Here is a 14305-nt window from a genome sequence, read left to right as displayed (position 1 = left end):
TCCCCAACATGACAGAAACCCAGTCCAGCCAGATCGCCCAACTGCCCGTCATGGGCGAGGCCGCCCAGCAGTCCTATCCTAGCGCAACGCTTTACGTGGTGGCCACACCCATCGGCAACGTCACCGACATCACGCTGCGCGCGCTGCACCTGCTGCTGCTGGCCGACGTCGTCGCCTGCGAGGACACGCGCAAGACCGGCGCCCTGCTGACGCGCTTCGGCCTGAACAAACCGATGATCGCCGCGCACCAGCACAACGAACGCGAGGTCGCCGAAAAACTCGTCACGCGCCTGCGCGCGGGCGAGCGCGTGGCGCTCGTGTCGGACGCCGGCACGCCGGCCGTGTCCGACCCGGGCGCGCGCATCGTCGATGCCGTGCGCGCCGCCGGTCTGAACGTCGTGCCGGTGCCCGGTTCATCGGCGGCCGTCGCGGCGCTGTCGGCGAGCGGCCTGGTGAACGACCGCTTCTATTTTGTCGGCTTCCTGCCCGCGAAGGCGAAGCAGCGCGAAGCGGAACTGGCCGCGCTCAAGTCCGTGCCGGCGACGCTCGTGTTGTATGAGGCGCCGCATCGCATCACGGACTGTGTGGAATCTCTCGCGGCCGCATTCGAGCCCACGCGCCAGGTGGTGTTTGCGCGCGAACTCACGAAATTGTTCGAGGAAATCCACCGCTGCCCGCTGGCCGACGCGCTCGCGTGGGTCAAGGCCGACGCCAACCGCGAGCGCGGCGAATTCGTCGTGCTGGTCGAGGGCGCGCGCGCGGACGACGACGAGGGCGACGTGGAGGCCGAGCGCGTGCTGCGTATCCTGCTGGAAGAATGTTCGGTGAAGCAGGCGGCGGCGCTGGCGGCGCAGATCACGGGGAAGAAAAAGAACGCCTTGTATGAAAGGGCGTTGCAGATCAAGGGCGAGGAATAACTCGCAGCGGAAAACACCGTCGTTCCCGCGCAGGCGGGAACCTAATTTACGCTAGCGTACCGCAACCTACTTGGATTCCCGCCTGCGCGGGAACGACGTGGTTGGATGTTCGGGTGCGCTTGCCATATTGGCGCCGGCCGCTACCACTTGCACCCGCTGTCCTTCTTGTCCAGCGCCAGGAAGATCGGCGCCAGCAAGCCCCCGGGCACGCCATCCTTGCAATCCGGACGCTTGGCCGACTTGATCGCCCGTTCGAACTTGTTCTCCGTTTGCAGCGCCGGCTTGGGCAGGCGTTCGAGCGCCGTGCCCACCTTGTCCGGATCGGGTTCGTTGGCCAGCTTCGTCGCCATGCCGCGCGCCATGCTGCGGGCGGCGTCGAGGTCGAAGTGCCGGGTCGTCGTCGCGGGAGCGGACGGCGGCGCGGGCGTTGCCGGTGCCGGCGCGACGGCATAGGTCTCCCCGGTCGACTGGCGTTTTTCGGGGGCCACGGCGATCACGGGCCGGTTTTTTTTGGCGGGACGCCGCGCACGCGGGACCGGCGGCGCCGCGGCCGGCTTCACTTCTGCGGGCGGCGGCGCGGCCTGCAGGCGGATCGTCAGGGGTTCCGGCGGCGATGAAGGCAGCGTCGTCGCGGGCTGGCGGTAGACCGCGAGCAGCAGCGCGTGGGCGGCCAGCGACAGCGCGATGCCGGCCGCGATGCGGGTCGATTGCCTGCGGTCGGGAAGGGCGGACCGCAAGCCGCCATGGTCGAAAGAGTCGAGTGCAAACGTCACGTCTTCACCTGCTGGCCTGTGAGAAAACCACGGACACCCGCGCTTTCCTTGACCGGAAGGGCCTCAAGACGGTATGATGGCTGTCTTCGGAGTGTAGCGCAGCCCGGTAGCGCATCTGGTTTGGGACCAGAGGGTCCAAGGTTCGAATCCTTGTACTCCGACCAGTATATCAAGAAGGCCGACGAGACATCGTCGGCCTTTTTCATTGCCGCCCACCAAGCGCACGCGGTTCGCAAACGTTGTGGCGGGCACGTTTCATTTGAGGCCCCCGGCCTCACATGCCCACCTGCGCGTCAATGTGTCCGTTTGGCCAATAATGCGTTGCCGGCCCGGCTCGCGCCCTTGCGTCCCAGCTGCTGCGAGATGAACTGCCCCGCATCCACGACCAGGTCCAGGTCGATGCCCGTCGCTATCCCCAGGCCATTCAACATGTAGACCACGTCCTCGGTCGCCACATTGCCCGTCGCACCCTTCGCATACGGACAGCCGCCCAGGCCCGACACGGACGAGTGGAAGATCGCGACGCCCAGTTCCAGGCTGGCGTAGATGTTGGCGAGCGCCTGTCCGTAGGTGTCGTGGAAGTGGCCCGAGATGCGCTCCAGTGCGAAGGCGCGCGCCGCCGTTTCCATCACGGCCTGCGTCTTGCGCGGGGTCGATACGCCGATCGTGTCGGCGATGTCGATCTCGTCGCAACCCAGGTCGCGCATGCGGCCCACGACGTCGGCGACGGCATCCAGCGGCACGTCGCCCTGGTATGGGCAGCCGAACGCGCAACTGACGCTGCCGCGCAGGCGCAGGCCGTGCGCCTTGGCCGCCTGCGCGACGGATTCGAAGCGTGCGATCGATTCCGCGATCGAGCAGTTGATGTTCCGTTGCGAGAACGCTTCCGACGCGGAGCCGAAGATCACGACTTCGTCGGCCTTGGCCGCGAGCGCGGCCTCGAAGCCCTGCATGTTCGGCGTCAGCGCGGAATACAGCGTGCCGGGACGGCGTTCGATGCCGGCCATGACCTCGCCGCTGGTCGCCATCTGCGGTACCCATTTCGGCGACACGAACGACGCCGCCTCGATGTTGCGGAAGCCTGCGCGCGACAGGCGGTCGACCAGTTCGATCTTGACGCTTGCTGCCACCGCTTCCTTTTCATTTTGCAGCCCGTCGCGCGGGCCGACTTCGACGATCTTGACTTGTTGCGGCAGTTGTTTGTGCATGATGGTTTCCTAGTAGCCGAGGGCGCGGTCGACGATGTCGTCGATGGCCTCGCCCCGTTCCAGCAGTGCGATCTTGGCCGCGATCTGGCGCACCGCTTCCTCGCGCAGGGTGAGGGCCGAGATGTGCGGCGTGATGGTGATGCGCGGTTCGTTCCAGAACGGATGCGGGGCCGGCAGCGGTTCGTTGCGGAACACGTCCAGCGTGGCGCCCGCGATGTGGCCCGAGCGGATCAGCGCCATCAGGTCCGGCTCGGCCACCTGGGCGCCGCGCGCCACGTTGATCAGGTAAGCGCCTTGCGGCAGTTGCGACAGGCGCGCGCGGTCGAGCAGGTTCGTCGTCTCGGGCGTGAGCGGCAGCGTGCAGACGAGGACTTGCGTGCCGGACAGGAAGTCCTCGAGCGACGTCATGCCCGCGTAGCACGCGACGCCGGGCAGGTCGCGCTCCGAGCGGCTCCAGCCGCGCACGGGAAACCCGAGCTGGCGCATCGTGCGCAGCACGGGCGTCCCGAGCCTGCCGAGGCCCAGCACGCCGACCGTGAAATCGGCCTTGCGGCGGCGTGTTTCGAGCGGGTTCCAGATGCCCTGGCGCGCCTGCTGCTCATAGTCGTCGAAGCGGCGGAAGTAGCGCAGGGTCGCATACGCCACGTACTCCGCCATCTGCTCGGCCATGCCCGCATCGCCCAGGCGGACGATGGGGACCGGCGGCAGCGCGTCGCCGAATTTCAGCAGCGCGTCGACGCCGGCGCCCATCAGGAAGATGGCCTTCACGTGGGCAAGCTGGTCGAGCAGGCGCGGCGTCGGCGCCCACACCACGGCGTAATCGCAAGGCGCCTGCGACGCCAGCGACATGTTCTCGCGCCACACGACGATGTCGGCGTGTGGCAATGCATCTGAAAAATCACGGACCCACGGCTCGATGACGCCGTCGCCCCGGTACAGCAGTATCCGCATTTTGTGTCTCCTGATATTTTTTATGAATGTTTGCGTTTGCTGTCTCGTCGATTGTTTGATGCCGCGGGTTCGGTCACGTGTGGTGGGCGGAGGCCGCCCACCACACGGCATCACGCCGGGCCCGCGAATGCCACAACACCACGTAGGGTGGGCACCCCGTGCCCACCATCACGCCGCGGCCTTGAACGCCAGCAGCGGCGCCCCATCCGCGACCTGGTCGCCGACCTGGTACAAGACTTCCTCGACCAGCCCGTCGCTCGGCGCGGCAATCGTGTGTTCCATCTTCATCGCTTCCATGATCACGAGCGGCTCGCCCTTCCTGACGTGCTGTCCGCTCGCCACGATCACCGCCACCACCTTGCCCGGCATCGGCGCCGTCAGGCGGCCGTCCGCCGTTTCGTGCTCGCCCGCATGCGCGAGCGGGTCGTTCCAGGCAAGCACGTGGTGCAGGCCGCCCGTGAAGACGTGCAGCGCTTCTCCGTCGCGCCGCACCGTGCCCTGGATGGCCTGGCCGTCCAGGCGGATGGCGTAGCGCCCGTCGTGCCGCGCCACGAGCGCCAGCGGATGCGACTTGCCGTCCGCGTCGAGCGTCCACCCGTGCGGATGATAGGCCATGTCGATTGCATAGACCTTGGCCTGGGTCGTGGCCGCGTACTCGTCGCCGAACGCGAGCCGGCGGCGGTAGGTGCCATTCATGCGCCAGCCGTGGGCGCTCGTCCACGGGTCGGCCGGATTGACGCCCGCCGACGTTTCCGCACCGACGAGGGCGACGGCCGCCAGCGCCAGCGCGGCCAGGGGCGCCGGGCCTGCCGGCGGGAACAGGGTCGCCGTGTTCCGCTCGATCAGGCCCGTGTCCAGGTCCGCGTGCGCAAAGGCGTCGCCCTCGACCAGGCGTTTCAGGAACGCGATATTGGTCGCGAGGCCGACGATGTGGAATTCGGACAGGGCGTTCGCCATGCGCGCCAGCGCCTGCGCGCGGTCCGCGCCCCACACGATCAGCTTGGCGATCATCGGATCGTAGAACGGCGAAATCGCATCGCCCGCGCGCACGCCGGAATCGATGCGCACGCCGGCAGGGTCGCCACCGCTGGCGCCCAGTTCGAACGCGACGTGGGCCGGCGTATCCATGCAGCGCAGGGTGCCGATCGACGGCAGGAAACCCTTCTCCGGATTCTCCGCATAGACGCGCGCTTCGATGGCGTGGCCGTGGATCGCGAGTTCGTGCTGCTGCTGCGGCAGCGGCAGGCCGGCCGCCACCCGCAGCTGCCACTCGACGAGGTCCGTACCGGTGATCATCTCGGTGACCGGGTGTTCCACCTGCAGCCGCGTATTCATCTCCATGAAGTAGAACGTGCCGTCCTGGTTGGCGATGAATTCGACGGTGCCGGCGCCCACGTAACCGACGGCGCGCGCGGCCGCCACGGCCGCTTCGCCCATCGCGGCGCGGCGCTCGGGCGGCATGCCCGGCGCCGGCGCTTCTTCCAGCACCTTTTGATGGCGGCGCTGCACGGAGCAGTCGCGCTCGTGCAGGTAGACGCAGTTGCCGAGCGAGTCCGCGAACACCTGGATCTCGATGTGGCGCGGCCGCGTGAGGTATTTTTCGACGAGCACCTTGTCGTCGCCGAAGGATGACATGGCTTCACGCTTGCACGACGCGAGCGCCGCCTGGAAATCCTCGGAGCGCTCGACGACGCGCATGCCCTTGCCGCCGCCGCCGGCGCTGGCCTTCAACAGCACCGGATAGCCGATGCGGTTCGCTTCGGCCTGCAGCAGCTCGGGGTCTTGCGCATCGCCGTGGTAGCCCGGCACGAGCGGCACGCCGGCGCCTTCCATCAGCTGCTTGGCGGCGGACTTCGATCCCATCGCGCGCATCGACGATCCCGGCGGACCGATGAACACGAGGCCCGCGGCTGCGCAGGCTTCGGCGAATTCCGCGTTCTCGGACAGGAAGCCGTAGCCCGGGTGGATCGCCTGCGCGCCGGTGGCTTTCGCGGCGGCGATGATCTTGTCGCCGCGCAGATAGCTGTCCTTGGCGGCGGCGGGGCCGAGCAGGATCGCCTCATCGCAGACCGCCACGTGCTTGGCGCCGGCGTCGGCTTCCGAATAGACGGCAACGGTCTTGATGCCCAGGCGGCGCGCGGTGGCGGCGACCCGGCAGGCGATTTCGCCACGGTTGGCGATGAGGATCTTGGTGAACATGGTGTCTCGTCTGTTTTAGGTTTTGTGAACGTTAGCTTCAATCCGTCGTCCCCGCGGAGGCGGGGATCCAATTTTGCTGGCTGATCGGCTGCTTTTTACTTGGGCCTCCGCCTTCGCGGGGGCGACGTTGTTATGCGTGACGATATTGGTTTAGCGGCGTAGGGTGGGCATTTGAGGCCGGGGGCCTCAAATGAAACGTGCCCACGCGTGACGTATGCGGTCCGTCGACGTTACGCTTAGCAGCCGCAGCTTTCCTTCTGCACCGATTCCAGCATGGCCGAGCGGGTCTTCAGGCCCAGCTTTTCCAGCAGCTTGCGATCGTCGTCCGCTTCCGGATTGTCGGTCGTGAGCAGCTTGTCGCCGTAGAAGATCGAGTTGGCGCCGGCCATGAAGCACATCGCCTGCACGGCCTCGCCCAGCTCGCGCCGGCCGGCCGACAAACGCACGCGCGCCTTCGGCATCGTGAGGCGGGCGACGGCGATCGTGCGCACGAATTCGATCGGGTCCAGCGGCGGCAGGCCGTGCATCGGCGTGCCCTCGACCTGCACCAGGTGGTTGATGGGCACCGATTCAGGATACGGATTCATGTTCGCCAGCTGCGCGATCAGGCCTGCGCGCTGCTCGCGCGTCTCGCCCATGCCGACGATGCCGCCGCAGCAGATTTTCAAGCCGGCCGTGCGCACGCGGCCCAGCGTGTCCAGGCGGTCGCGGTATTCGCGCGTGGAGATCACGTCGCCGTAGAAATCGGGCGACGTGTCGATGTTGTGGTTGTAGTAGTCCAGGCCCGCCTGTTTCAGTTGCTCGGCCTGGCCTTCTTCCAGCATGCCGAGCGTGGCGCAGGTTTCCATGCCCAGCGCCTTCACGCCGCGCACCATGGCTTCCACTTTTTCCATGTCGCGCTCTTTCGGGCTGCGCCACGCGGCGCCCATGCAGAAGCGCGTCGCGCCCTTGGCCTTCGCTTCGCGCGCGGCGTCCAGCACGGTGTCGAGGTCGAGGATTTTCTTGGCCTCGACGCCGGTGTCGTAGCGCGCCGCCTGCGGGCAGTAGCCGCAGTCTTCCTCGCAGCCGCCGGTCTTGATCGACAGGAGGGTCGCGAGTTCGACGTCGCCGTCGGGGAAGTTGGCGCGCTGCGCCTGCTGGGCGCGGAACATCAGCTCCGGCAGCGGCAGCTCGAACAGCGCCAGCACGTCGGCCAGCGGCCAGGTGGCGTCTTGCGGCAGGGCGGCCGGCGTGACCGGCGGGTGAAGGGTGACGACTTGGGTCATTTCGGATTCCTTGTTTTGGTGAGGCGTGTATTCGCTTTAATTCTTCATGGCCGGCCATCCAGGCAGGCCAGCGAGTTCGATGTGGGCGGCAGCGGCAGCGGCCGACGGTTCGGCAAGACGCGGCACGCGGCCGAGCAGCGGCGCGGGCAGGCGGCGTTCGAGCTCGGCGACGTTTTCGTCCGCGAAGCGCATGTCCGGGTCGACCTGGTTGGCGACCCAGCCCGCCAGCACGAGGCCGCGCGTGACGATGGCCTCCGCCGTGAGCAGTGCGTGATTGATGCAGCCCAGGCGCATGCCGACGACGAGGACGACGGGCAGCCCGAATTGTACGGCCAGATCGGCGCTGTCGAAATCGTCGGAGAACGGCACGCAGAAACCGCCCACGCCTTCGACGACGGTCGCGTCGGAGGCGCCCAGGATCTCGGCATACGCCGCCAGGATCGGCACGGGTTCGATGGTCACGCCTTCCAGCGCGGCCGCGACGTGCGGAGCGCATGGTTCGCGCAGCATGTACGGCGTCGTGATCCGCTGCGGCAGCTGCACGTTGCCGGCCGCGCGCAGCATGGCCGCGTCGTCGTTGTGCAGCTCGCCGTCGCGTTCCTCGGCGCCGGCCGCGATGGGCTTCATGCCGCAGGCGCGCACGCCCTGCCGCACGAGTTTATGGAGGATGGCGCTGGAGACCAGCGTCTTGCCGATTTCCGTGTCCGTGCCCGTCACGAAGCAGGCGAAGCGGGTCGGCACGCCTTCCGCGGCCAGGGGCGCGGGAACGGCCGCCGGCGCGACCTGCACGGCCGGCGCGGGTATCGCGGTGCCGATGGATGCGCCGCCTAATTGTTCGGGCTCGTTAAGAGTCATGCCCACGTCCTTTCCAGCTGGTTGAGCGCAGCCGTCAGCTGCGCGACGTCTTGTTCGGTATGCGCGGCGGACAAGGTCACGCGCAGGCGCGCCGTGCCCACCGCCACGGTCGGCGGACGGATCGCCGGCACCCACAGGCCCTGCCCGTGCAGGCGCGCCGCCGCCGCCATCGCCTCGTCGTTGGCGCCGATGATGATGGGCTGGATCGCCGTCGTCGACGCCGGGCGTTGCCAGCGCTCCAGCCGCAAGCCGTCGTCCAGCTGCGCGATCAGCGCGCGCAGATGGGCGCGGCGCTGCCTGCCCTCGTCGCCGTCGATGATGTCGACACTGGCCAGCAGCGCATGCGCGAGCGCGGGCGCGGCGGCCGTCGTGTAGATGTAGGGCCGCGCGCGCTGGATCATCAGTTCGATCACGTCCGCGTGGGCGGCGATGAATGCGCCGCCCACGCCGGCCGCCTTGCCCAGCGTGCCGATGTAGACCAGGTTCGGGGAACGCAGACCGAAATGTTCCAGCGCGCCGCGTCCCTGGTCTCCCAGCACGCCGAAGCCGTGCGCATCGTCGACGACGAGCCAGGCGCCATGCCGTTCGCACAGCGCGAGCAGGGCGGGCAGCGGGGCGAGGTCGCCGTCCATGCTGAACACGCTGTCCGTGGCGACGATTTTTACCGGCGCGGCGCTCGCGGCCAGCTGCGCGTCCAGCGCGGCCACGTCCCCGTGCGGGTACACGGTCACGCCCGCGCGCGCGAGGCGGGCGCCGTCGATCAGGGATGCGTGGTTCAGCGCTTCCGAAAAAATCATCGCATCCGGCGCGCTGCCCAGTCCCGTCAGCACGGCGAGGTTCGCCATATAGCCGGTGCAGAAGTACAGCGCACGGGCGGATTCGAGATGCGGCGCTTCGAACGCGGCCAGTCTCTCTTCCAGCTGCGCGTGGGCGCGGCTGTGGCCCGACACGAGGTGCGCCGCGCCGCTGCCGGCGCCGTACAACGTGGCGCCTTCCCGCAGCGCCTCGACGACGCGCGGATGCGCCGCGAGGCCCAGATAGTCGTTGCTGCAGAACGCGAGCAGGTCGCGGCCGTCGACGACCTGGCGCGGCGCGCAGGGCGTGTCCGCCGTGCGCCGGTGGCGGGTCAGGCTGCGGCTTTCCAGTTCGCCCAGCTGGGTGCGGACCTTGTCGATTAAATCCATGTTCACTCCGCGATCACCGTTTCGAACACCTTGCGCGTGCGCGCGGCCAGGCCCACGAGCTCTTCCTCGTCCAGCACGTACGGCGGCATCAGGTACACGGTGCGGCCGATGGGGCGCAGCAGCAGCTCGTTTTCCACCGCGCTGGTGAAGAAGCGCCGCGCGAACGTCGACGCGCGCGACGCATCGGGTTCCACCGCGTCGAACGCGAGGATCATGCCGCGCTGGCGGAAGTTCGTCACGCGCCGGTGGTCCAGCAGCGGGGCCAGTTCCGTCATCAGGCGCGTGGCCGTCTCGCGGTTCTTGTTCAACACGTCGTCCTCCCGGAAGATCTGCAAGGTGGCGAGCGCCGCGCGGCAGGCCAGCGCATTGCCCGTGTACGAGTGCGAGTGCAAAAAGCCGCGCGTGATGTCTTCGCTGTAGAACGCCTCGTAGACCTTGTCGGTGGTGAGCACCAGCGACAGCGGCAGGTAGCCGCCGCTGATGCCTTTCGACAGGCACATGAAGTCCGGCCAGATGGCAGCCTGTTCGCACGCGAAGAACGTCCCGGTGCGCCCGCATCCGACCGCGATCTCGTCGGCGATCAGGTGCACGTGATACTTGTCGCACAGCTCGCGCAGGCGCTGCAGGTACAGCGGGTCGTGCATCGCCATGCCCGTCGCGCACTGCACGAGCGGCTCGACGATGATGGCGGCGATCTTGTCGCCGCGCTCGGCGAACAGCGCCTCGACATCGTGCGCCGCACGCAGCGCGACGTCCTGTGCGGACTCGCCGTCGACGGCGTTGCGCGCATCCGGCGACGTGACGGTGCGCGCGGCGCGCAGCAGCGGGCCGTAGGCATCCTTGAACAGCGCGACGTCGGTGACGCCCAGGGCGCCGACGGTCTCGCCGTGGTAGGAACCCTGCAGGCAGACGAATTCCTGCTTGTCCGCGAAGCCCGCGTTGCGCCAGTAATGGAAACTCATCTTCAGCGCGATCTCGACGGCCGATGCGCCGTCGGATGCGTAGAACGCGTGGCCCAGCTGCTGGCCCGTCAGCGCGGCCAGCTGCTCGGACAACTCGATCACCGGTTCATGCGTAAAACCGGCGAGCATCGCGTGTTCGAGCTTGTCCAGCTGGTCCTTCAATGCCGCGTTGATGCGCGGGTTGGCGTGGCCGAACAGATTCACCCACCACGAGCTGATGCCGTCCATGTAGCGCCGGCCTTCATGGTCGTACAACCACGGCCCCTTGGCGTGGCTGACGGCGATCAGCGGCACCTCTTCGTGGTGCTGCATTTGCGTGCATGGATGCCAGACGCTGCGCAGGCTGCGTGCGATCCAGTCGTTGGAAGTGGTCTGCTTCAATGTCGATTCCTATCGGGTCGTGCTATTCCAGCCATGACGGCCGGCGTTTTTCGAGGAAGGACGCAACCCCTTCGCGTCCTTCGAGCGATGCGCGGATGCCGGCGATGCGATTCGCCGTGTCTTCCAGCAGCGCTTCGGTCACGGGCTGGCCGACGATCTCGCGCACGAGTTGTTTTGCTTCGCACACCGCGTTCGGGCTGTTGTTGGCCAGCGCCTGCACGATGGCCGCGACCGTCGTGTCCAGTTCTTCGGCCGGCACGGTCTCGTGCACGAAGCCGATGCGATGGGCTTCGTTCGCATCGAAGCGTTCGGCCGTGAGAAAGTAGCGGCGCGCGGCCTGTTCTCCCATCGCCTTGATCACGTACGGCGAGATCGTCGCGGGGATCAGGCCCAGCTTCGCTTCGGACAGGCAGAAGTTCGCCGTGTCGACGGCCACGACGACGTCGCACGCGGCCACGAGGCCCATGCCGCCGGCGTAGCAATCGCCCTGCACCTTCGCCACGACCGGTTTCGGACAGGTATAAATCGTGCGCAGCATGTCGGCGAGGCGCATGGCGTCGGCGCGGTTTTCGCTGTCCGAATAACCCGCCATCTTTTTCATCCAGTTCAGGTCCGCGCCGGCGCAAAATGCCGGGCCGTTCGCGGCCAGCACGATGGCGCGTACGAGTTCGTTGCGTCCCAGTTCGTCGAAGGCGAGTGCCAGTTCGGCGATGCTCGACTCGTTGAATGCGTTGCGCACGTCCGGGCGGTCGAGTGTGACCTGGCCGATGCGGTCCGTGATCGTGACGGTGAGAGTCTGATAGTCCATATTCATTCTCCTCACATGCGGAACACGCCGAACGTCGTGTCCTCGATCGGCGCGTTCAGCGCGGCCGAGAGTCCCAGGCCCAGCACCATGCGCGTGTCGGCCGGATCGATCACGCCGTCGTCCCACAGGCGCGCCGTCGCGTAGTAGGGGTGGCCCTGGTGTTCGTACTGGTCCTTGATCGGCTGTTTAAAGGCGGCTTCTTCGTCCGCGCTCCACTGGCCACCGCGGGCTTCGATGCCGTCGCGCTTGACGGTCGCCAGCACCGACGCCGCCTGGTCGCCGCCCATCACGGAGATGCGGGCATTCGGCCACATCCACAGGAAGCGCGGCGAAAACGCGCGGCCGCACATGCCGTAGTTGCCGGCGCCGAAGCTGCCGCCGATGATCACGGTGAACTTCGGGACCGACGCCGTCGCGACCGCGGTGACCATCTTGGCGCCGTTGCGGGCGATGCCTTCGTTTTCGTACTTGCGGCCGACCATGAAGCCGGTGATGTTCTGCAGGAAGACGAGCGGGATCTTGCGTTGGCAGCACAGCTCGATGAAGTGCGTGCCCTTCAGCGCCGATTCCGAGAACAGGATGCCGTTGTTGGCGATGATCCCGACCTTCATGCCGTAGATGTGGGCGAAGCCGCAGACGAGCGTCGTGCCGTACCTGGCCTTGAATTCGTCGAAGACGCTGTCGTCGACGATGCGGGCGATGACCTCGCGCACGTCGAACGGTTTGCGGGTGTCGACGGGGATGACGCCGTACAGCTCTTCGGCTGCATATTTCGGTTCTTGCGATTCGCGCAACGCGCCCTGTTGCGGCTTGGTGCGGTTCAGGTTCGACACGATCGTGCGCGCCAGCGCCAGCGCGTGCGTGTCGTCCTGCGCCAGGTGGTCGGCGACGCCGGACAATCGCGTGTGCACGTCGCCGCCGCCCAGATCTTCCGCCGTGACGACTTCGCCCGTCGCCGCCTTCACGAGCGGCGGACCGCCCAGGAAGATCGTGCCTTGCTCCTTGACGATGATGGATTCGTCGCTCATCGCCGGCACGTACGCGCCGCCCGCGGTGCAGGAACCCATCACGACGGCGATCTGCGGAATGCCCTTGCTCGACAAATTCGCCTGGTTATAAAAGATGCGGCCGAAGTGGTCGCGGTCGGGGAACACGTCGTCCTGGTTCGGCAGGTTGGCGCCGCCCGAATCGACGAGGTAGATGCAGGGCAGGTTGTTCTGTTCGGCGATCTCCTGCGCGCGCAGGTGTTTTTTCACCGTCATCGGGTAGTACGTGCCGCCCTTGACGGTGGCGTCGTTACAGACGATCACGCACTCCTGGCCCGCCACGCGGCCGATGCCCGTGATGATGCCGGCGCTTGGGGCCGCATCGTCATACATCGCATAGGCGGCCATCTGGGAGAATTCGAGGAACGGGGTGCCTGGATCGAGCAGCATCTGCACGCGCTCGCGCGGCAGCAGCTTGCCGCGCGCGACGTGCTTGGCGCACGCGGCCTCGCCCCCGCCCTTGGCGACCTGCGCCACCTTGGCGCGCAAGTCGTCGACGAGGGTTTGCATGGCGGCGGCGTTGGCTTTGAAATCTTCGCTGCGCGGGTTGAGTTTCGTGTCGATCTGAGGCATCGGGTCCTGTCTCCTGCTGGTCGCGGCTCGTGGCGCGGTTTTATTCAGGGAAACTGCCGTCCACATAGAACCATCGCATCTTGCCGCCCACGGCCGGGTCCGGCTCGCGCACGAACCGGCTGACTTCATGCAACCGGTGGGCGCGGCCGTGGACCTTGAAACGGGCGACGAATTCGACGGTGTCCTCGTTGGGATTGTCCGGCAGGTCTGCTTTACGTTGACGTAAACGTAAAGCAGATTTTATCTCAAGTCCGAGCCACTGAACCTTCTGATTTGGGTCGATGATGGGTTCTGTCGGCAGGGTGCTCGAGTGCCAGGTGGCGCGCAGGTAAGCCTCGTCCCGCATCACGAAGGCCGTGTAGCGGGATCGCATCAGTACTTCGGCCGTCGGCGGCAGTTCCGCGCCGGCGATGAAGGGGCCGCAGCAGCGCATGATCGACGGGCCGCCGCAAGGACAGGGAAGAGGCTTCGCAGGAGTAGACATGGCGGCAATTATCCGCCATTTCCAGCGCCAGGGTGAGCGGGACTGCAATGCGGGATAACGGAAGATGCATGACAATTAATGCATCTGTGCAGATCTTTTGCCGAAAATAAATGAACTGCCCATTAAATGGGCGGAGAAATTTTTTGTATCGTCGTGCTTGGGATGGCTGTTCTACAACTTTTCCGTGTTCTTGCGCCGGAAACTGATGCAAGAATGGCACAAACCGGTTATTTATTATATAAAATACAATATATCGATCGCTGAAGGAGCTCGCCATGACCACATGCCGCAGGATTGTCCTCGTCGCCGCGCTGTTGAGCGCGGCAGTCACGGCCGTAGCGGCCGAAGTCACGGTCGAGAAAGACCCGCCCGAGCACGCGCAGCCGCGCTTTTTCGAGCGCGTGCAGGCGGGAGATTTGGCCGACGCCATCGCGCGGCGCGGTCAGCCGGTGGATGTCAAGCCGGGCCAATACCACTTGCGCGTGCCTTGCGACAGCATGAAGCCGGGCAGTTTTGTCGATATCACGGTCACTGTTGACGAGCACAGCAGGACGCGGCTGCGGTTGGAGGAGTGCGGGGTGCAGGTGGATAGCCGATAACGTTTGGGTGCTAAAGGAATTAAGCCGAAGTAGTAGAACACCCGGGTGAATTTTCGGTCGGTGCGAACAGATGCAGGCATATGGCAAAGAGATGAAGTTG

Annotated in this window: 13 protein-coding genes and 1 tRNA gene; 3 read left to right on the top strand and 11 right to left on the bottom strand. The window is 66.6% G+C overall.

Going from position 1 to position 14305, the window contains the following annotated elements; translation table 11 throughout:
- Window positions 1-8: 8 nt before the first annotated feature.
- Entirely contained in the window at window positions 9-917 is a 909-nt protein-coding gene (rsmI, locus tag U9J41_RS12600; protein WP_322402529.1) for a 16S rRNA (cytidine(1402)-2'-O)-methyltransferase, read from the top strand.
- Window positions 918-1057: 140 nt separating this feature from the next.
- Here rsmI and U9J41_RS12595 read toward each other — a convergent pair whose 3' ends face one another.
- Complete coding sequence (locus U9J41_RS12595; protein WP_322402528.1) at window positions 1058-1690, bottom strand: hypothetical protein; 633 nt, start codon at window positions 1688-1690, stop codon at window positions 1058-1060.
- 87 nt (window positions 1691-1777) lie between these two features.
- Between U9J41_RS12595 and U9J41_RS12590 the strand changes: the two genes are divergently transcribed.
- Window positions 1778-1854: transfer RNA gene (locus tag U9J41_RS12590), tRNA-Pro, on the top strand.
- Window positions 1855-1983: 129 nt separating this feature from the next.
- Here U9J41_RS12590 and U9J41_RS12585 read toward each other — a convergent pair.
- The 10 genes from U9J41_RS12585 to U9J41_RS12540 all read right to left on the bottom strand — a co-directional run bounded on the left by U9J41_RS12585 (window position 1984) and on the right by U9J41_RS12540 (window position 13606).
- Complete coding sequence (locus U9J41_RS12585; RefSeq protein ID WP_322402527.1) at window positions 1984-2898, bottom strand: hydroxymethylglutaryl-CoA lyase; 915 nt, start codon at window positions 2896-2898, stop codon at window positions 1984-1986.
- 9 nt (window positions 2899-2907) lie between these two features.
- The gene (locus tag U9J41_RS12580; RefSeq protein WP_322402526.1) at window positions 2908-3849 is read right to left on the bottom strand and encodes a 2-hydroxyacid dehydrogenase; all 942 of its coding nucleotides are present in this window, start codon (window positions 3847-3849) and stop codon (window positions 2908-2910) included.
- Window positions 3850-4017: 168 nt separating this feature from the next.
- Window positions 4018-6048 (bottom strand): acetyl/propionyl/methylcrotonyl-CoA carboxylase subunit alpha, encoded by a 2031-nt coding sequence (locus U9J41_RS12575; protein WP_322402525.1) that lies wholly within the window; start codon window positions 6046-6048, stop codon window positions 4018-4020.
- Window positions 6049-6284: 236 nt separating this feature from the next.
- Window positions 6285-7313 carry a biotin synthase BioB gene (gene bioB, locus U9J41_RS12570; RefSeq protein WP_322402524.1) on the bottom strand — a complete coding sequence of 343 codons (1029 nt, stop codon included), beginning with the start codon at window positions 7311-7313 and terminating at the stop codon, window positions 6285-6287.
- A gap of 36 nt (window positions 7314-7349) precedes the next feature.
- A complete protein-coding gene (bioD, locus tag U9J41_RS12565; protein ID WP_322402523.1) occupies window positions 7350-8168 on the bottom strand; it encodes a dethiobiotin synthase in 819 nt (272 codons plus the stop codon).
- The gene (gene bioF / locus U9J41_RS12560; RefSeq protein WP_322402522.1) at window positions 8165-9352 is read right to left on the bottom strand and encodes an 8-amino-7-oxononanoate synthase; all 1188 of its coding nucleotides are present in this window, start codon (window positions 9350-9352) and stop codon (window positions 8165-8167) included. Before bioF ends, bioD begins: the two co-directional genes overlap by 4 nt.
- Window positions 9353-9354: 2 nt before the next feature.
- Window positions 9355-10695, bottom strand: a complete 1341-nt coding sequence (gene bioA, locus U9J41_RS12555; RefSeq protein ID WP_322402521.1) for an adenosylmethionine--8-amino-7-oxononanoate transaminase — start codon at window positions 10693-10695, stop codon at window positions 9355-9357.
- Between the two features lie 22 nt (window positions 10696-10717).
- Window positions 10718-11509, bottom strand: a complete 792-nt coding sequence (locus U9J41_RS12550; protein ID WP_425260374.1) for an enoyl-CoA hydratase/isomerase family protein — start codon at window positions 11507-11509, stop codon at window positions 10718-10720.
- Between the two features lie 5 nt (window positions 11510-11514).
- Window positions 11515-13122, bottom strand: coding sequence for a carboxyl transferase domain-containing protein (locus U9J41_RS12545; RefSeq protein ID WP_322402519.1), 1608 nt, complete (start codon window positions 13120-13122; stop codon window positions 11515-11517).
- Between the two features lie 40 nt (window positions 13123-13162).
- Complete coding sequence (locus U9J41_RS12540) at window positions 13163-13606, bottom strand: YchJ family protein (protein WP_322402518.1); 444 nt, start codon at window positions 13604-13606, stop codon at window positions 13163-13165.
- Between the two features lie 275 nt (window positions 13607-13881).
- Between U9J41_RS12540 and U9J41_RS12535 the strand changes: the two genes are divergently transcribed.
- Window positions 13882-14205, top strand: coding sequence for a hypothetical protein (locus tag U9J41_RS12535; RefSeq protein WP_322402517.1), 324 nt, complete (start codon window positions 13882-13884; stop codon window positions 14203-14205).
- The last annotated feature ends 100 nt before the right edge of the window (window positions 14206-14305 follow it).

This window comes from Massilia luteola (assembly GCF_034420155.1).
Classification (GTDB): domain Bacteria; phylum Pseudomonadota; class Gammaproteobacteria; order Burkholderiales; family Burkholderiaceae_D; genus Telluria; species Telluria luteola.
Note: the sequence above shows the minus strand (reverse complement) of the source record. Positions and strands in the feature narration are given on the sequence as shown.